We start from the raw sequence: 16812 nt of genomic DNA on the forward strand, positions 1-16812 counted from the left end.
TGGCCTCTTCACTTTCCCCGGCTTTAGCCCCTCTTTTCGAATCTGTGAGCCAGGTATCGCTTTTAAGGGTAAGCGTTTACGCCATTCTGCCGATGTCCTAAAGGCAAGACTCTATATTGCATCTTACCCAAAGGGAAATCGTGGCCATGAATAAAACAACAACCCGTGATGCCGGGGCGCTCAGCTTCTGGCATCACATTCGGCTTGTCCCGCTGTTCTCCGTCATCCTGGGAGGGATTCTGGTGTTGTTCGCGCTTTGCGGCGGGCTGGCTGGATACTTCCTTATGCAGGGCGACAGCGCGCTCAACAACGTAACGCAGGAAATACAGATCCGCAGTGGGCTTGCGGACAGCGCCAACCAGCTTCGCACGGCGCGTATTAATATGATCCACGCCGGTGCGGCCAGCCGTGTCGCGGAAATGGACGCGATGAAGCGCAACATCGCCGATGCGGAAAAAGCGATAGCGCAGGCCAACGTTGGCTTTAAACAGTATATGGATCGCGAGACGCACGCGGATTCCGAAGCGGCGCTCGACAGCGAGCTGAAAGCCCGTTACGACGCCTACATCAGCGGCCTTGCGCCGATGCTGAAATATGCCAAAAACGGCATGTTCGAAGCGATTATCGAACATGAAAACGAAACCGCCCGCAAGCTTGACGACGACTACAATCAGGTGCTGGCGAAAGCGCTGGCGAGCCGCACCGCGCGCGTTGAGCAACTGCGCAGTGACGCCAGCAGCCGCACCCATTTTAGCCTGATGGTGATGGTCGCCGCGTTTATTGTCGCGCTGGTAATGTCGCTGCTCACCTTCGTGGTCCTGCGTCGCGTGGTTATCGTTCCGCTGCAACATGCGGCGACGCGCATTGAAACTATCGCCAGCGGCGATCTGACGCTGCCGGAAGAGGCGACAGGGCGCAGTGAAATCGGCCGCCTGAGTCAGCATTTGCAGATGATGCAGCGATCGCTGGTGAAAACCGTCAGCGCCGTGCGCGAAGGCGCGCAGGCGATTTACCAGGGCACCAGCGAAATCTCTGCGGGCAACACCGATCTCTCTTCACGCACCGAACAGCAGGCCGCCGCGCTTGAGCAGACTGCCGCCAGCATGGAACAGCTGACCGCCACCGTGAAACAGAACGCCGATAACGCCCACCACGCCAGCAAACTGGCGCAGGACGCCTCCGGCAAAGCCACCACCGGCGGGCAGATTGTCTCCGGTGTCGTCACCACGATGGGCAATATCTCCAGCAGCTCCAAGAAAATCTCTGAAATCACGGCGGTGATTAACAGCATCGCCTTCCAGACCAACATCCTCGCGCTTAACGCCGCGGTGGAAGCGGCGCGTGCGGGCGAGCAGGGCCGTGGCTTCGCGGTCGTCGCCAGCGAAGTGCGCACGCTGGCGAGCCGCAGCGCTCAGGCGGCGAAAGAGATTGAAGGGCTTATCAGCGAATCGGTGGCGCTCATCGATCGCGGCTCCAGCGAAGTCGTCAACGCGGGCGATACCATGAAAGGCATCGTCGAGGCGGTGAAACGTCTGACCGACATCATGCTGGAAATCGCGGCAGCGTCGGATGAACAGCGTCAGGGCATTGAGCAGGTGGCGCAGGCCATCGCCGAAATGGACAACGTGACGCAGCAGAACGCCTCGCTGGTGGAAGAGGCGTCGGCCGCGGCGGTATCGCTTGAGGAGCAGGCCGGACGTCTCACCCAGGCCGTCGGCGCGTTCCGCTTAAGTGGCGCTTCAGCCGCGCGTAAAAACGAGCCGCAACCGCCTGCCGCACAGCCGCTGGCACCGGTCGTGCCGCGCGCGGCGCTCGCCCAAAGCGAGCACTGGGAAACCTTCTGATCTATCAAGGGCAGCGCAGTCTGCCCGTCGCCATACTCTTAGCCTGACCTTTGCCGCTCCCGTGAGCGGCTTTTTTTTGGCGCACCGTTTTCGGATTATGCTGTATCACTTTTCGCGTTTGCCGCCTGGCTTATTTCCGCATTCCTTGTCCATGCTTAAAGGGCTTTACTTTTGACAACCCTATGGAGGCAAGAGATGCAGATCAAAACCGCTCAGGATCTTTTTGTACATTTACTTTCAGACACCTATAGCGCAGAGAAACAGCTGACCCGCGCTCTGCCGAAGCTTGCACGCGCGGCTTCTGATGAAAAGCTAGCCGCGGCATTCCGCGCTCACCTCGAGGAAACCCGGGGCCAGATTGAACGCATCGATCAGGTGGTGGAAAGCGTGCCTGAGCTCAAACTGCGCCGCATCAAATGCGTGGCGATGGAAGGGCTGATTGAAGAAGGTCAGGAAGTGATCGACGAAATCGAGCAGGGCCCGGTGCGTGACGCAGGCCTTATCGCCGCCGCGCAGAAAGTGGAGCACTATGAAATTGCCGCCTACGGCACGCTCTGCACCCTGGCAGAACAGTTGGGCTACAAAGACGCGAAAAAACTGTTGGCAGCCACGCTTGAGGAGGAGAAATCCACCGACGGCAAGCTGACCACCATCGCAGAAACGGCGATTAACGCGAAAGCCTCTAAAGCGGCGTAACCCCCGCTTACCTGCGCTTTACCCTCAAAGCGCAACGCGCCCAACCCCCGGTTTACCGGGGGTTTTTTTATGCCTGCGCAAAAAGAAAAGGGCGCCGTAGCGCCCTGAAGAAGTGGTTTGTTTTTTACTGCGCGCTGTCATCGAGGAACGGATAGTCGGTATAGCCCGTCGCGCCTTCGGCGTAAATGGTCGCGTCGTTAAGCGGGTTATAAGGCCCGTTTCTGCGAAACCGCTCCACCAGATCGGGGTTTGCGATATAGAGCTTGCCGAACGCCGCCGCATCCGCTTCGCCGCTCGCGATCACCGCCTCGGCGCTCTCTTTGGTTAACCCTTCGTTGGCAATCCACGCGCCGGTGAATTTATGGCGGATCTGCGGGCCGACGCGGTTGGGCGTATCCAGCGCCTCGCGCGAGAAGATAAACGCCAGACGGCGCGCGTTCAGTTGCTCCAGCACGTAGCCGAACATCGCCACCGGGTTGGAATCGTGCATTGAATAGGAGTTAGACATCAGGTTGAGGTGCACTCCGACGCGGTCGGCGGGCCATTCGGTCAGCAGCGCGTCCACCGTTTCCAGCAGGAAGCGGGCGCGGTTTTCAATGCTGCCGCCGTATTGATCGGTACGCTGGTTGGAGCCATCATGCAGGAACTGATCGAACAGATAGCCGTTCGCCGCATGAATTTCCACGCCGTCAAAGCCTGCGCGTTTGGCGTTGATCGCCGCCCGGCGAAAATCTTCCACGATGCCCGGAATTTCATGGGTTTCCAGCGCGCGCGGGGTGTCGTAAGGGCGTTTCGGGCGCACCGTCGTCACGTGGCCTTCCGGGGCGATAGCGCTCGGGGCGACGGGCTTCTCACCGTTGAGAAAGACCGGGTCGGAGACCCGGCCCACGTGCCAGAGTTGCAGCACCATTTTGCCGCCCGCCTGGTGTACCGCATCGACGATTTCACGCCACGCGCTGACCTGTTTTTCCGACCAGATCCCCGGCGTATTCGGGTAGCCGACGCCCTGCGGCGTCACGGAAGTGGCTTCGGTGAAGATAAGCCCGGCGCTGGCGCGCTGTGTGTAATACGTTTTGACGATTTCGCCCGGCGTGCGGTCATTCACTGCGCGCATGCGCGTCAGCGGTGCCATCACGACGCGGTTTTTTAATTCCAGCGCGCCGATGTTTACCGGTTCTAACAGCGTTGACATAACAGAACTCCCGTCAGGATAAAGGCGTGTCTGTCATTTAAACGATATCACGCGCCGGATGGCAAGCCTCGGGGCTTATTACTTTTCACGCTAACGTATTCCCCGGCGCGCGTTCAGCCGCCGTTGAGCATCGATTTACGAATCGACGACAGCAGCGCCCGCGCGCCCTGAGAGAGCGGGGCGTCGACGCGCGTCAGAATGCCGATAGGCTCGCCGGGGCCGGGAATGGCAATGGGCAGCGCCGTCAGCGTTCCCTGGCGTAAATCTTCTTTCACCGCGCCCGACGGCACAAACCAGACGTAGTTGTAATCGACGGTCAGCTGGCGCGAGAGCGACGCCGAGAGCGTTTCGATACAGGTGGCCGGGAGCTGGCAACCCTGGCTTGCCAGCAGCGTTTCCGCGTTGTCGCGCGGCACGGTGCCTTTCGGCGAGACCACCACCGGCCACTCCATCACGCGGCTCAGGGTAACGGTATCCTGTAACAGCGGGTGTCCGGGGCGCACCACCAGCTTCAGAGATTCCATAAACAGCAGCTCGTAATTCAGCCCGTTCATCAGTTCCGGATCGGACATCCGGCCCACGCCGATATCCAGCTCGCCCGATTTCAGGCCCGCCAGCAGCATGGTGTTATTCATAATGGCCACCTGCAGCGTGATATCGCTCTGCTGCTTGTGGAACGGGCCAATCACTGCAGGCAGTACGCCGAGCGCGGCGGTCGGCAGCGCGCCGACGCGCACCACATCGCAGCCTTCGTCCGGCTTGCGGTTGAGCGCCTGGCCTGCGTGATTAAGGGCATCGAGGATTTTCAGCGCATGCGTCAGAAACTGCTCGCCTGGCAGCGTCAGCTGCGCGCCGAGGCGTCCACGTTCAAACAGCCGCGCGCCGGTGAGTTGCTCCAGCTCGTTGAGTGTTTTAGATAGCGCTGGCTGGCTAAGATTAAGGGTTTCAGCCGCGCGCCCGAGGGTTCCCTGCTGAGCGACGGCGACGAAAGTGTGCAAGTGGCGCAAGCGAATGCGCTGGGAGAACAAACCGTTTTTTTCCATAGCTGATGTTAAAAACAGAGCGGGAGCCGTGACAAGGTAAGTTGTTTAATTTTGATAACCTGATAGCAAAATAATATTAACAAAACAGATAAATATGCAACATCATCGTCCGGTGAAAAGCGCAAACCGTAACGTGCGGATCGCCAGAGGATTTTCATATGACGGCCGGTAAACCAGACGGCGCAAGGCGGACGGGTTAAAACCGCCGTTCCCGTTTGTTTTGTCGCGCGTTTTGCCTGGCGTGCAGCGGCGGATGCCTTGTTACGTTTTGGATCACAAATTGTGAATTCTTCACCGCTGAAACTGCCGCGATTCTCTACAATCTCAGCAATATTCACTGGAGGCACGACACCATGGCGAACAGCATCACGGCAGATGAGATTCGGGAACATTTTTCGCAGGCCATGTCGGCCAGGTATCAGCAAGAAGTGCCGCAGTATGGCACGCTGCTGGAACTGGTGGCCGACGTGAATCTGGCGGTACTGGAAAGCCACCCGCAGCTGCATGAGCAGCTCGCCAACGCCGATGAGCTGGCGAGGCTGAACGTCGAGCGCCACGGCGCGATTCGCGTCGGCACCGCTGAGGAGCTGGCGACGCTTCGACGCATTTTCGCCATTATGGGGATGTACCCGGTCAGCTATTACGATCTCTCTCAGGCGGGCGTGCCGGTGCACTCCACGGCGTTTCGCCCGGTGGATGACGTGGCGCTGGCGCGAAATCCGTTTCGTATTTTCACCTCGCTGCTGCGCCTTGAGCTTATCGAAGATGAAAAGCTGCGTAAGCGCGCCGCCGCCGTGCTCGCCCGGCGCGATATCTTTACGCGCCGCTGCTATGAGCTGCTGAACATTTACGACGAGCAGGGCGAGTTTAACGCCGACCAGGCGCAGGAATTTGTGCGCGAAGCGCTGGAAACGTTCCGCTGGCACAGCCATGCGACGGTGGACGCCGCTACCTATCAGGCGCTTCATGATGAACACCGGTTAATTGCCGATGTGGTCTGCTTTCGCGGTTGTCACATCAACCACCTGACGCCGCGCACGCTGGATATCGACCGAGTGCAGGCGTTAATGCCGGAGTATGGCATTGAGCCGAAAGCCGTGATTGAAGGCCCGCCGCGCCGCGAATTTCCTATTCTGCTGCGCCAGACCAGCTTTAAAGCGCTGGAAGAGCCGATTCGCTTTGGCGGCGACAGCCCCGGCACGCACACCGCGCGCTTTGGTGAGATCGAACAGCGCGGTATGGCGCTGACGCCCAAAGGCCGCGCGCTTTATGACGAACTGCTGGCGGCGGCGGGCAGCGGGAAGGATAACCTCACGCATCAGTTACGTTTGCAGGAGGCGTTCAGCCGCTTCCCGGACAGCGACACGCTGCTGCGCCGTCAGGGGCTGGCCTATTTCCGCTACCGCCTGACGCCGGTGGGCGAAACGCACCGTCACGCCATTCGCCCCGGCGACGATCCGCAGACGCTCATCGAGCGCGGCTGGCTGGTGGCGCAGCCGATTATCTATGAAGATTTTCTGCCGGTCAGCGCGGCGGGAATTTTCCAGTCTAATCTCGGCGAGGATGCGCGGGCGCGCCGCCACGGCAACGCCAGCCGCGACACCTTTGAAGCGGCGCTCGGCTGCCCGGTGCTGGATGAGTTCGCGCTCTATCAGGAGGCGGAAGATCGCAGCAAACGACGTTGCGGTCTGCTCTGAAACGGCTACGCTCCCAGGATTGCCATTAAAAAAAGGAAGCCGTAATGCGCAACCTGGATATGCCGATTGTCACCACCACGCACGGCGACGTGCGTGGGCTTACTGAAAATGATATCGCCGTGTGGCGGGGCATTCCGTATGCCGCGCCGCCGGTGGGAGAGCGCCGCTGGCGCGCGCCGCAGCCGCTAACCGCCTGGCAGGGCGTGCGCGACGCGACCGCCTTTTCCGCCGCCAGCTGGCAGAACGCCGGGTTTTGCCGCGAGCTTGCCGGGGGCGATCCGGGCGCGTTCAGCGAAGATTGTCTTTATCTCAACGTCTGGGCACCGGTGGCGCGCGAGACGCCGCTGCCGGTGATGGTCTGGCTGCACGGCGGCGGATTTACGCTCGGCGCGGGCAGTCTGCCGCCGTATGACGGCCAGGCGCTGACGCGTCGCGGCGTGGTGCTGGTAACGATTAATTACCGGCTCGGGCATCTCGGGTTTTTCGCCCATCCGGCGCTCGAAGGCGACGATCCCGCCGGGCCGGTTTATAACTTTGCGCTGCTCGATCAAATCGCCGCGCTGCGCTGGGTGCAGGAAAACATCGCTGCTTTTGGCGGAGACTGTGACAATGTCACGTTATTCGGGGAATCCGCGGGCGCGCGCAGCGTGCTGTCGCTGATGGCCTCACCGCTTGCGAAAGGGCTGTTCCATAAAGCGATCGTTCAGAGCGGCTATACGCTACCGGATATCCCGCGCCGTAAAGCGCTCATTAATGGCGCGGCGCTCAGCCGCCATCTCGGGCTTGATAACCCCACAGCCGCCGATTTGCGCGCGCTGCCCGCCGATGCCTTCTGGCCGCTCAGCGCGCCGTATGTCACCGGGCCTGCGCCGATTGCGGGCGATATCGTACTGCCGGAGCCGATGCTGGAGACCTTCTTCGCGGCGCGCCAGCATCCGATGCCGGTGATGGTCGGCAGTAACAGCGATGAAGCCAGCGTGCTGGCCTATTTCGGCGTCAATCTGGAAGAGCAGATCCGCAAGCTGCGCCGCGAGCGGCGTTTCGGGCTCGGGCTTATCCGGCTGCTGTACCCGGGCGTTCGCGGCGACCGCGAACTGGGGCGACAGGTCTGTCGCGATATGGCGTTTACCACGCTCGGCTTTGTGGTGATGCAGGCGCAGAGCCGACGCGGCGTGCCGTGCTGGCGCTACTGGTTTGATTATGTGGCCGAAGGCGAGCGCGAGACGTTCGCCAACGGCGCGTGGCACGGCAATGAAGTGCCGTATGTGTTTGATAATCTGGACCAGGTAGAGCCGCTTAAAAACTACGCCACGGCGGCGGATCGCGCTTTCGCAGGACAAGTGGCGGATTACTGGGTCAGCTTTGCAAAACACGCCAGCGCGCAAAGCCAGGCGCTCGACGGCCCGGTGCGCTGGCTTGCCTGCGTACGCGGTCGCGACCGCCTGCTGCGTATCGGGCTTGATAAAAAGGCGGGGTGGCGGCTGGAAAACCGCTTTATGCGCGCGCGTCTCGCGCTCTTTAAGCGGGTGATGCGCTACCACGTGACGCTGGATTAAGGACGTAAAAAACAAAACCCCGCGCGGGGGCGTGGGGCCATAGTGGTGTTTCCCGAAAGAGAACCCGGCGAAGCCGGGCCACCGTGAGCTATCATCATTAAAATTATGGTGTTGGCCGACGGTTTTGTATCGTGCTGGTGTCGGCCCCTCCCACAGGGAGGAATATTATAGGCATATACAGGGGCCTGAACGGCGCGACGCCGCCAGTCTCTGCGTGGCAGAAACTATCCTGTCCCGGTGCGGCTGGCAAGATGGCGGGTCATCGTTTTTTGTGATGGTTCCCGCGAATCCCTCCGAAACCCGCCGCGCCGCGCGGCTTTAGCGGGTGCGCATAAAATAACCCGTTGATTTTACGGCTACCAGAACCGCCACGCCTGACATAAATTTACCCAGCTTTATGCAGCTATTAAGCTGAAAAATAAGAAATTATTTAATTTTTCAGCGGCCTGTTGGCTTCATCCTGAATTTTGTCTAGAGTGAGCGGTCATATTGCTTGTAACATTTGCCGCCGCCAGGCTTCGGCCTTGCGAAATACCTCGACAAAAAAGGACGGTTTTCAGGCATGAACCGCAGACGTTTTATCAAGGCCTCGTTGGCCCTCGCCGCGGCATGCGGCACTCCAGGTCTCGCCACGCTTTTCTCCCGCAACGCCTGGGCGCAGGAGTCCGATATCGCGGACGGCCAGACGCGCGCCTTTGATTTCAGCGTGTTACAGGCTATGGCCTCTGAGCTTGCGCAAAAACCGTGGGGCGGCGCGCCGCGACCGCTGTCCGATACGCTCGCAAAGCTCACCCCACAGGCCTATAACAGTATTCAGTATGACGCCGGGCATTCGCTGTGGAATAACATCGAGGGCCGCCAGCTTGACGTGCAGTTCTTCCACGTCGGCATGGGCTTTCGCCGCCGGGTGCGGATGTTCTCGCTCGATCCGGCGACCCGCCAGGCCCGCGAAGTGCATTTCCGCCCTGAACTCTTTAACTACCACGACGCGGGCGTCGATACCCGCCAGCTGGAAGGGCAGACCGATCTCGGCTTCGCTGGTTTTCGTGCGTTTAAAGCGCCAGAGCTGGCGCGTCGCGATATCGTCTCCTTCCTTGGCGCGAGCTATTTCCGCGCGGTAGACAGCACCTTCCAGTACGGGCTGTCGGCGCGTGGGCTGGCGGTCGATACCTTTACCGACACGCCGGAAGAGTTCCCGGATTTCACCGCCTTCTGGTTTGAAACGCCGAAAGCGCAGGACACTACGTTTGTCGCCTATGCGCTGCTGGACAGCCCGAGCGTGACCGGCGCGTATAAGTTCATCATCCACTGCGAATCAAGCCAGGTGATTATGGAAGTGGAAAACTTCCTGTTCGCGCGCAAAGACATCAAACAGCTCGGCATCGCGCCGATGACCAGTATGTTCAGTTGCGGTACCAACGAGCGCCGCATGTGCGACACCATTCACCCGCAAATCCACGACTCCGACCGCCTGGCGATGTGGCGCGGCAACGGCGAGTGGGTGTGCCGCCCGCTCAATAACCCGCAACGCCTGCAATATAACGCCTTCGCGGATGAAAACCCGAAAGGCTTTGGCCTGTTGCAGACCGATCATAAATTCGAGAGCTATCAGGATGTGATGGGCTGGTATAACAAGCGCCCGAGCCTGTGGGTGGAGCCGCGCAACCGCTGGGGCAAAGGCACCGTTGCGCTGATGGAAATCCCGACCACCGGCGAAACGCTCGATAACATTGTTTGCTTCTGGCAGCCGGAAAAACCGATCCGCGCCGGGGATAAGCTTAACTTCCAGTATCGCCTCTACTGGAGCGGCGACGCCCCGGTACGCACGCCGCTGGCGCGCGTTTACGCCACCCGCACCGGGATGGGCAGCTTCCCGGAAGGCTGGGCGCCGGGCGAAAACTTCCCGACGCAGTGGTCGCGCCGCGTCGCCGTGGATTTTGTGGGCGGCGATCTCAAAGGCGCCGCGCCGCGCGGCATCGAGCCTGTGATCACGCTCTCCAGCGGCGAGGCGAAACAGGTGGAGATCCTCTACGTCGAACCGTTCGATGGCTACCGCATCCAGTTCGACTGGTACCCGACGTCCGACTCGGTCGATCCGGTCGAAATGCGCATGTTCCTGCGCTGCCAGGGCGAGGCTATCAGCGAGACCTGGCTGTGGCAATATTTCCCGCCCGCGCCGGATAAACGCAAATATGTCGATGACCGGCAGATGCGCTAAGCTGCTCTCCACAAGCCCCGTTTCGACGGGGCTTTTTTTTGCGCTCAGGCGCAGGAAACCACGGAAAATCGGTTAAGCCCGCCGATTCAGGCAGTGTTTTTACATCGCCCGCTATGATAACTGTAGAGGTTTACTCATCAGAAGGAGACTCCCTTGCCAAATGCCGCCTCTCAGGACGAGATACTTATCGTTAACGAACATCTTGCGCTGCATGCCGTTCATGAACGGTTCGCAGAGTCGCTGTTCGCACTGGTACAGCGCAATAAAGCCTGGCTGCAAAAAGCGATGAACTGGCCGCAGTACGTCACCAAAATCGAAGACACGCGCCAGACCATTCAGAGCAACGCCATGCTGCACCAGCGCGGCTACGCGAAAATGTTTATGATTTTGCTGGATGGCGAGATGGTGGGCGTGCTGTCGTTTAACCAGATAGAGCCGACCAACAAAACGGCCTATATCGGCTACTGGCTGGATGAGCGGCATCAGGGGCAGGGGATTATCTCTGACGCGCTGCAAACGATGATGGCGCATTACGCGCAAACGGGCGAAGTACGACGGTTTGTCATTAAATGTATCGTCACCAACGCGGCGAGCAACCGCGTGGCACAGCGTAACGGCTTTACGCTGGAAGGGCGTTTAAAAGAGGCCGAGTACCTGAACGGCCAGTTTCACGATCAGCATATCTACGCGCGTATTATCGACGCGGACGCTTAAACGAGCCCCGGCAGCGGCGTGCGCTGAATATGTTCGTTGCCGTGAAGCGTTTTAAAGCCGCACAGCCGGATGGTCTCGCCTGGCGGCGCGTCGATCGTGACATCATCGTTTACCGTCACGCTGTCTTCGAGGATAACGTCGCCGTGGATACGCGCGCGTCCGGTGATGGTCACGTGATTATCGAGCCGCACCGGGCCGCCCGTGATGACCGCGTATTCATCGACCCGCACGTGATGCCCCAGCAGGCAGTTGCCTTCAATCACCGCGTGGCCTGATACTTCTGAGCTGTAGCGCACCGTTGGCGAGGCGTTCTCCTCCGTGCCCGCCACCAGCCGGGCGTTGCCGTGGATTTTCGCGCAGTCGCAGACCCAGACGTCGTTCTCATCGTTGCCTTCGAGGATCGCGTTTTCAAACACCTGCGCGCGATGCTCGATAAACGCGTGCGTCACCAGCGCGTGGCCGTAAATCTGGGCCTGATGCACCACCCGCGAGGCGCTGACCGTGGCGTTGCCGTAAATATGCAGCGCGCTGTCGCTGTCTGCCGTTAAGCCTTTCGCACCGACCACCAGGCTGTTTTGCATCACCCGCGCGTCACCGAAAATATGGCACTCGCCGCGCACCACCGAGCACTGCACCATCGCGCGGCCGCTGACGTGCGCGCCGTCGCTGATTTCGGCGGCGTCAATCCAGGCATCGTCACCAATGACCGCGTCATGATGAACAACGCAGGTCTGGCTTAAGCGCGCATTGCCGCGAACTTTCGCGCCCGCAAACACCACGCTGTTGTGGTCATAGACCCAGCAAGAGCCCTGCTGGCTGAGGTTCTCCTCGCTCTCCACCCAGCCGCCGGGCGTTCCGGCGCTGACATCGGCGAAATCGCACCGCGCGATAAGCTGGCGCAGCGTGACGGTGCAGGGCTCGCCGTGGCGGGTATAGCGAAAGACGCGCGTGGCTTCGCTGAGCTGATATTTATTCATCAGAATTTCCTTGCCAGAGACTCCTCATTAACCGTAGCAAATTTTTACGCGCCGGGAAGGCGATAGCGTTTACCGGGGAAGTTTTATAAAATGCATGCAGAATATATCTTTGCCGCATCGCCGGCAGAAAGCGTTTAAGGAACCCCCATGATCGTTCGTGATGAAAACTATTTCACTGAAAAATATGGCCTGACGGCCACGCACTCTGATGTCGTAAACGCCGTGAATTATGTCGAACCGGGCCGCGCGCTGGATCTCGGCTGCGGCAACGGGCGCAACAGTCTCTTTCTCGCCGCCCGTGGGTTTGACGTCACCGCGTGGGATAAAAACCCGGCGAGTATCGCCAACCTTGAGCGCATCGCGGCGGCGGAAGGGCTTAATAATCTGCATATCGCGGTGAAAGATTTAAATACGCTGCGTTTTGACGGGGAGTATGACTTTATTCTCTCCACCGTGGTGATGATGTTTCTTGAGCGCGACACTATTCCCGGGCTTATCGATAATATGCAGCGCTGCACCGCGTCGGGCGGTTATAACCTGATTGTCGCGGCGATGGATACTGACGATTATCCGTGCACCGTCGGTTTCCCGTTCGCGTTTCGCGAAGGGGAACTGCGCCGTTATTACGAAGGCTGGGAGTTAATTAAATACAATGAAGATGTCGGCCAGCTTCATAAAACCGACGCCAGCGGCAACCGCATTCGCTTACGTTTTGCGACGATGCTCGCGAAGAAACGTTAATGTGAGATTTTTTACGGAGCCGCCGGTAGCGCGGTTCCGCATTAATGAAATAAAGATTTTTATATATTTTTATTGTTAGTATCAATTTTATTTATTGTTCTAATCCTATTTTACGTCCCGGATCGCTTTTTTCTCTTATCCTGCCGTTTTTATTACTCTTTTCGCACAGCCGTTTGCTATAAATTCAGTGCTCATCCACTCACAGGTAACGTTCTATGCACAGCACATCGGTATTTAAAGCTTCCGGCGTGGCGGCGCTATTGCTGCTTGCCGGTTGTTCCTCCAGCACCACCAAACCCGAGCAATATTCCGGCTTCCTGAAAGACTATTCGGGCCTTGAAAAAACCACGTCATCGACCGGCAAACCGGTGATGCGCTGGGTCGCGCCGGGCTTTAACCTGAATAATTATGACTCGATGGTTAACTGCCTTTCATAGTCTAACAACCTCTATTAACTCCTTCACCTAAACCCCATGCTCCACCTGCATTAAGCTCTCATTGCCACCCAATATCTATTTATGCTATCCAGCCTTTTCTGACGGTATTGTTGCCGGTATTACCTTTAGGGTATACCTTCTGAGTGTTTCCGATACCGTCATCATGGCAGGGATACCGTGCTCACAGATACCAAACTGAAAAACCTCAAACCTCGCGATACTCTTTACAAAGTTGCTGATCGCGATGGTCTCTACGTTGCCGTTACCAAAACAGGTGTTATCTCCTTCCGTTACGATTACCGGATTAATGGCCGCCGTGAAACACTCACGATTGGTAAATACGGTGCCGACGGAATTACACTGGCTCAGGCGCGAGACGAGCTTATTGCGGCAAAGAAGCTGGTTAATGCCGGTATATCCCCGGCTTCGCAAAAGAGAGAAGGAAAGCGATTAGTCAAAGACGCTGAAACCTTTTCCTCGTTCATCGAAAAATATATGCAGCATGTGACGCTGGCAGAAAGCACCAGGGCGATGAAGGAGGCAATCATCCGGCGCGATATTCTTCCAGCGCTTGGTCGGAAGGTAATGGCAGAAATAACGCCGTCAATGGTTAGGTCAATGTGCGACCGCATTCTGGAGCGCGGAGGTAACGCCACAGCGATACAAGCTCTGGAAATGGTGAACAGCGTATACCGATTTGCAAACGATCGTGGACACCAATTTGTTAATCCGGCACAGGGCATCAAACCAAAAACGCTGGCGACATTCAGGCCCCGTGAGCGCAGTTTATCTCCGGAAGAAATGGGGATATTTCTGCGCGCCCTTGAAGGCACCACGGCAATGGCAACTATGAAGCTGGCTGTTCGCCTAATTGCTTTAACGCTGGTGCGCAAAAGTGAGGCATTGCTGGCGCACTGGGATGAGGTCAATCTTGATGGCAGGATATGGACAATACCGGCACAGCGCATGAAGGGTTCACGACCGCACGTGATTTATCTTTCCCGCCAGGCTATTTCACTGATGAAAGAGATGAAGATCCATAGCTGCGGAAGCGAATTGTTGCTGCCTGGCCGTTACCGCTTGGACAGACCGCTATCAAACGCAGCGCTGAACATCATGCTTCCAAATATCATCGAACGTGCTGCGAAAGCGGGCGAGAAGATATCTCACTTCACCATTCACGATCTGCGCCGTACTGGCAGCACGTTGCTTCACGAAGCTGGATACCCCTCAGACTGGATAGAGAAAGCACTGGCGCATGAACAGCGCGGGGTGAGGGCGGTTTACAACAAAGCGGAGTATGCACGCCAGCGAGAGTATATGTTGCAGCAGTGGGCCGATATGCTGGATAACTGGAAAGCCGGAGATCATTACGACCTGGTGCCTTTTTCTCCGGCAAAGTTCGAGAAATGGATGGAGGAAAAATAACCCGCCGTAGCGGGTTATGGCTCTAACTTAAAATCCTCATCCCACAGCGAGAAAGTTTGCATCCTGTTGTGGGAGAGGATGTATGAGATCCCGTCAGACATGGAGCCGGGGTGTTCAAACTCCAGCATGAAAACATCGTCGTACGCCCGCCCGAGCCACCACCCGCCGCCATACTCCCGCGCGCGCTGAATCAGCACCCATCTACCAGGCGTTATCCTTTGATGCTCTTCGCCGCGGTAAATCACGAGGTAATCGAGATCCTTACTCATAACCATCGCCAAAATAATAACTGTATGCATATACAGTAAAATGATGGGCCCAGTCTGTCAATTTATCAGATGAATGTGTCCGCCTGTTCCCCATAGCTGGCCGCAGCCTCGTTTGCTTCGCGACGCAGCCCCAGGAAGTAGCCTACCGGGTCCCACGCTTTGATAATGGCGTCCAGCTCTTTCTGGCTGTGCCACGTTGTAAGGCGGGTTTTAAGTGCCCTGGCGCATGCTGTGACATTTGCGCGCGTCGGGCCCGCCAGTTTCATGCACAGGCTCATGGTGATGAGCAGGTCGGAATACTCATCAGAAGCTTTCTTCAAAACGGCCGGGTCAATACGCTGTTGCATCTGCTGGATATGGTGCTTCTGGCTCATGCTTTTTCCTTCTTTTTTGCCTTATCTGCTACCGCGCGGCGGCGCTCGATACCCCGAATTAAACGCTGCGCTGCGTCCTCGCCAGGGCCGCGCCGGGAGTCACCCAGCGCGCGAATAACGCTTTCTCGCTCATAGCGATCACAATCAGCGCGCGTCATGCTGCCACCGATTTAACGACCGGGATTGCGCAGCCCGGCAGCAACTGAACCGCCGGGCCTTCGCACTGATTGCCCCACACGTCAAACCCGTGCGAAGACTGGCGGGCGAACAGCTCAATACGTCGCACATCACCCAGCAACTGCACCAACTTTTCGCGCACGCAGTCCGGCTTCTGCGAGTGCGCCAGGCGCGGCGCCGTGAATGACTGGATGATCCCGGCATTCATGCGCTCAGGTAACTTGCCGCGCACGGCAAACAGGCAGTCTTCGCTGTTGGCGCGCGTCATATGACCCATTCCCATTACGAGCTTGTCAGCCTGCCGGCTGCCGCATTTGTTCCATGTGAAGCCCTTCATGGTCATCAGGCGGAATCCCCACGCCTCGACAACCTTCAATGCTTCGACCGGCTGCGTCGGCACCCACCACATAGCCAGCAAGCAGTTTTCAGCTGCCAACTCCCAGACCGGAAGGCGGCAGATATCCTGCACGTCCATGACGGGATATTTGAACCCGGCGCCGCGGTCGCCGTCGGCCGCTTTGTCTCGGTATGACCATGGCGGATCTGCATAAATCAGGGTGTATTTACCGGTCATGCTGCCGCCTTTTTAATCTGGTTGTGAAGCGCTTCGGCGATCCGCTGCGCTTTTAATGGGTTGGTGATTACGCTGCCGTCGGGAGTAATCCAGCCGCGGCGAACCGGTGAGTACATCATCAGGACGCTACCGACCTGAATATCATCGTGCGAATTGGTCATAGCAGCCCCCACATATCTGTTATCTGGCCCGCATTAACGCCGCAGTAATGCTCCCGGCGCGCGCAACCGCGCGTAATGCAGCGCTCGCGGCGCATGGCGATCCGCTGGCGCTCAACGTCGCCTACGGCGGCATCCAGGCATTTCAGCCAGAGCCCCGCTGCAACACGGAACAGGCCTTTAGCCTCCAGCTCCAGCGCTCTCTGCTCAATGGCCTGCGCGGCTGGAGAGGTTGCCACCTGCGGGCCCAGGCGGCGGGTAACGTAATTTTCGTGGTAACGCTCAAGCCGGGTTTTCGATTTCATTTGAGCCATCCATCCTGAGTGAAAATTGCCGCGATGAGGTACATCCATGCGGCGATACCGGCCAGGTACCAGTACAGACCTGACCATTTTTGCCAGTGCCGGGTGATGGCCGTCATGCAGCGCTGCTCACCGGGCGGAAAACTCTCTGCTCAACGGGAGGCTTTTTTCCCCCGAACACCGACGGGCTTTTGGCCTTACGCTCTTCAAGCCATTCGCTGATCTCGTCAGCATCCCAGGCGCAGCGTTTGTCAGTGATGTACCAGCGCTTCGGGAACTCGCCTTTTTTCTCCAGCGCATCGATAGTGCTGATCGACAGCGGGACAACCTCTAACAGCTCTTTCTTTCCGTATGCTCGTTTCATTTTTTTCTCTCTTAGCAGGTGGCGGCGCGCCGGGCGCCGCGTTTGATTTCA

18 protein-coding genes and 1 pseudogene are annotated in these 16812 nt (G+C 58.2%); 9 read left to right on the forward strand and 10 right to left on the reverse strand.

Annotation, left to right across the window (positions count from 1 at the left end; genetic code table 11):
• The first annotated feature begins 146 nt into the window (after window positions 1-146).
• Both CSK29544_RS14635 and CSK29544_RS14640 read left to right on the forward strand, forming a co-directional pair.
• Window positions 147-1844: a methyl-accepting chemotaxis protein gene (locus tag CSK29544_RS14635; protein WP_029039389.1), complete on the forward strand. Its 1698-nt coding sequence runs from the start codon at window positions 147-149 to the stop codon at window positions 1842-1844.
• Between the two features lie 195 nt (window positions 1845-2039).
• Window positions 2040-2540: a YciE/YciF ferroxidase family protein gene (locus CSK29544_RS14640; RefSeq protein ID WP_004385277.1), complete on the forward strand. Its 501-nt coding sequence runs from the start codon at window positions 2040-2042 to the stop codon at window positions 2538-2540.
• A 124-nt stretch (window positions 2541-2664) separates the two neighbouring features.
• Here the strand turns inward: CSK29544_RS14640 and CSK29544_RS14645 are convergent, their stop codons facing one another.
• The 3 genes from CSK29544_RS14645 to CSK29544_RS23115 form a co-directional block, all read right to left on the reverse strand.
• Complete coding sequence (locus CSK29544_RS14645) at window positions 2665-3732, reverse strand: alkene reductase (RefSeq protein ID WP_007901877.1); 1068 nt, start codon at window positions 3730-3732, stop codon at window positions 2665-2667.
• Between the two features lie 113 nt (window positions 3733-3845).
• The gene (locus CSK29544_RS14650; protein ID WP_004385279.1) at window positions 3846-4775 is read right to left on the reverse strand and encodes a LysR substrate-binding domain-containing protein; all 930 of its coding nucleotides are present in this window, start codon (window positions 4773-4775) and stop codon (window positions 3846-3848) included.
• Between the two features lie 8 nt (window positions 4776-4783).
• Window positions 4784-5113, reverse strand: coding sequence for a hypothetical protein (locus CSK29544_RS23115; RefSeq protein ID WP_012124681.1), 330 nt, complete (start codon window positions 5111-5113; stop codon window positions 4784-4786).
• 15 nt (window positions 5114-5128) lie between these two features.
• On the opposite strand from CSK29544_RS23115, the gene hglS reads away from it, so the two are divergent.
• The 4 genes from hglS to rimL all read left to right on the forward strand — a co-directional run bounded on the left by hglS (window position 5129) and on the right by rimL (window position 10960).
• Window positions 5129-6472: a 2-oxoadipate dioxygenase/decarboxylase HglS gene (gene hglS / locus CSK29544_RS14655; RefSeq protein ID WP_007901881.1), complete on the forward strand. Its 1344-nt coding sequence runs from the start codon at window positions 5129-5131 to the stop codon at window positions 6470-6472.
• Between the two features lie 44 nt (window positions 6473-6516).
• Window positions 6517-8028 carry a carboxylesterase/lipase family protein gene (locus CSK29544_RS14660; RefSeq protein ID WP_007901882.1) on the forward strand — a complete coding sequence of 504 codons (1512 nt, stop codon included), beginning with the start codon at window positions 6517-6519 and terminating at the stop codon, window positions 8026-8028.
• A gap of 562 nt (window positions 8029-8590) precedes the next feature.
• On the forward strand, window positions 8591-10246 hold the full coding sequence (locus tag CSK29544_RS14665) for a glucan biosynthesis protein D (RefSeq protein ID WP_029039390.1): 1656 nt from the start codon (window positions 8591-8593) through the stop codon (window positions 10244-10246).
• Window positions 10247-10399: 153 nt separating this feature from the next.
• A complete protein-coding gene (gene rimL / locus CSK29544_RS14670; protein WP_007901887.1) occupies window positions 10400-10960 on the forward strand; it encodes a 50S ribosomal protein L7/L12-serine acetyltransferase in 561 nt (186 codons plus the stop codon).
• On the opposite strand, the gene ydcK is transcribed toward rimL, so the two are convergent.
• Window positions 10957-11937 carry a YdcK family protein gene (gene ydcK, locus CSK29544_RS14675; protein ID WP_007868036.1) on the reverse strand — a complete coding sequence of 327 codons (981 nt, stop codon included), beginning with the start codon at window positions 11935-11937 and terminating at the stop codon, window positions 10957-10959. The two genes, rimL and ydcK, sit on opposite strands and share 4 nt — an antisense overlap.
• A gap of 147 nt (window positions 11938-12084) precedes the next feature.
• On the opposite strand from ydcK, the gene tehB reads away from it, so the two are divergent.
• From tehB to CSK29544_RS14690, 3 genes and pseudogenes are all read left to right on the forward strand, one after another.
• Window positions 12085-12678: a tellurite resistance methyltransferase TehB gene (gene tehB, locus CSK29544_RS14680; protein ID WP_007901898.1), complete on the forward strand. Its 594-nt coding sequence runs from the start codon at window positions 12085-12087 to the stop codon at window positions 12676-12678.
• A 215-nt stretch (window positions 12679-12893) separates the two neighbouring features.
• A pseudogene (locus CSK29544_RS14685) lies at window positions 12894-13100 on the forward strand (DUF3313 family protein); the annotation flags it as partial.
• Window positions 13101-13292: 192 nt separating this feature from the next.
• The gene (locus CSK29544_RS14690; RefSeq protein ID WP_007901903.1) at window positions 13293-14543 is read left to right on the forward strand and encodes a tyrosine-type recombinase/integrase; all 1251 of its coding nucleotides are present in this window, start codon (window positions 13293-13295) and stop codon (window positions 14541-14543) included.
• A gap of 14 nt (window positions 14544-14557) precedes the next feature.
• Here CSK29544_RS14690 and CSK29544_RS14695 read toward each other — a convergent pair whose 3' ends face one another.
• The 6 genes from CSK29544_RS14695 to CSK29544_RS14720 all read right to left on the reverse strand — a co-directional run bounded on the left by CSK29544_RS14695 (window position 14558) and on the right by CSK29544_RS14720 (window position 16761).
• On the reverse strand, window positions 14558-14812 hold the full coding sequence (locus CSK29544_RS14695; protein ID WP_029039391.1) for a hypothetical protein: 255 nt from the start codon (window positions 14810-14812) through the stop codon (window positions 14558-14560).
• Between the two features lie 65 nt (window positions 14813-14877).
• On the reverse strand, window positions 14878-15186 hold the full coding sequence (locus CSK29544_RS14700) for a DUF7740 domain-containing protein (RefSeq protein ID WP_007901906.1): 309 nt from the start codon (window positions 15184-15186) through the stop codon (window positions 14878-14880).
• Window positions 15187-15340: 154 nt separating this feature from the next.
• Entirely contained in the window at window positions 15341-15937 is a 597-nt protein-coding gene (locus tag CSK29544_RS14705) for an MT-A70 family methyltransferase (RefSeq protein WP_007901908.1), read from the reverse strand.
• The gene (locus CSK29544_RS23120) at window positions 15934-16098 is read right to left on the reverse strand and encodes a DUF1317 family protein (RefSeq protein WP_007901910.1); all 165 of its coding nucleotides are present in this window, start codon (window positions 16096-16098) and stop codon (window positions 15934-15936) included. The genes CSK29544_RS14705 and CSK29544_RS23120 overlap by 4 nt, the downstream gene beginning before the upstream one ends.
• The gene (locus CSK29544_RS14710; protein ID WP_007901913.1) at window positions 16095-16400 is read right to left on the reverse strand and encodes a PerC family transcriptional regulator; all 306 of its coding nucleotides are present in this window, start codon (window positions 16398-16400) and stop codon (window positions 16095-16097) included. The genes CSK29544_RS23120 and CSK29544_RS14710 overlap by 4 nt, the downstream gene beginning before the upstream one ends.
• Before the next feature lie 112 nt (window positions 16401-16512).
• Window positions 16513-16761, reverse strand: a complete 249-nt coding sequence (locus tag CSK29544_RS14720; protein WP_007761581.1) for a helix-turn-helix transcriptional regulator — start codon at window positions 16759-16761, stop codon at window positions 16513-16515.
• Window positions 16762-16812 lie beyond the last annotated feature (51 nt).

It is taken from the genome of Cronobacter sakazakii (assembly GCF_000982825.1).
Classification (GTDB): Bacteria; Pseudomonadota; Gammaproteobacteria; order Enterobacterales; family Enterobacteriaceae; genus Cronobacter; species Cronobacter sakazakii.

Excerpts from the sequence above, each read along its gene's own strand:
- CSK29544_RS14635 (WP_029039389.1), top strand. The coding sequence starts at position 147 with ATGAATAAAACAACAACCCGTGATGCCGGGGCGCTCAGCTTCTGGCAT.
- CSK29544_RS14640 (WP_004385277.1), top strand. The coding sequence starts at position 2,040 with ATGCAGATCAAAACCGCTCAGGATCTTTTTGTACATTTACTTTCAGAC.
- CSK29544_RS14645 (WP_007901877.1), bottom strand. The coding sequence starts at position 3,732 with ATGTCAACGCTGTTAGAACCGGTAAACATCGGCGCGCTGGAATTAAAA.
- CSK29544_RS14650 (WP_004385279.1), bottom strand. The coding sequence starts at position 4,775 with ATGGAAAAAAACGGTTTGTTCTCCCAGCGCATTCGCTTGCGCCACTTG.
- hglS (WP_007901881.1), top strand. The coding sequence starts at position 5,129 with ATGGCGAACAGCATCACGGCAGATGAGATTCGGGAACATTTTTCGCAG.
- CSK29544_RS14660 (WP_007901882.1), top strand. The coding sequence starts at position 6,517 with ATGCGCAACCTGGATATGCCGATTGTCACCACCACGCACGGCGACGTG.
- CSK29544_RS14665 (WP_029039390.1), top strand. The coding sequence starts at position 8,591 with ATGAACCGCAGACGTTTTATCAAGGCCTCGTTGGCCCTCGCCGCGGCA.
- ydcK (WP_007868036.1), bottom strand. The coding sequence starts at position 11,937 with ATGAATAAATATCAGCTCAGCGAAGCCACGCGCGTCTTTCGCTATACC.
- tehB (WP_007901898.1), top strand. The coding sequence starts at position 12,085 with ATGATCGTTCGTGATGAAAACTATTTCACTGAAAAATATGGCCTGACG.
- CSK29544_RS14695 (WP_029039391.1), bottom strand. The coding sequence starts at position 14,812 with ATGAGTAAGGATCTCGATTACCTCGTGATTTACCGCGGCGAAGAGCAT.
- CSK29544_RS14700 (WP_007901906.1), bottom strand. The coding sequence starts at position 15,186 with ATGAGCCAGAAGCACCATATCCAGCAGATGCAACAGCGTATTGACCCG.
- CSK29544_RS14705 (WP_007901908.1), bottom strand. The coding sequence starts at position 15,937 with ATGACCGGTAAATACACCCTGATTTATGCAGATCCGCCATGGTCATAC.
- CSK29544_RS23120 (WP_007901910.1), bottom strand. The coding sequence starts at position 16,098 with ATGACCAATTCGCACGATGATATTCAGGTCGGTAGCGTCCTGATGATG.
- CSK29544_RS14710 (WP_007901913.1), bottom strand. The coding sequence starts at position 16,400 with ATGAAATCGAAAACCCGGCTTGAGCGTTACCACGAAAATTACGTTACC.
- CSK29544_RS14720 (WP_007761581.1), bottom strand. The coding sequence starts at position 16,761 with ATGAAACGAGCATACGGAAAGAAAGAGCTGTTAGAGGTTGTCCCGCTG.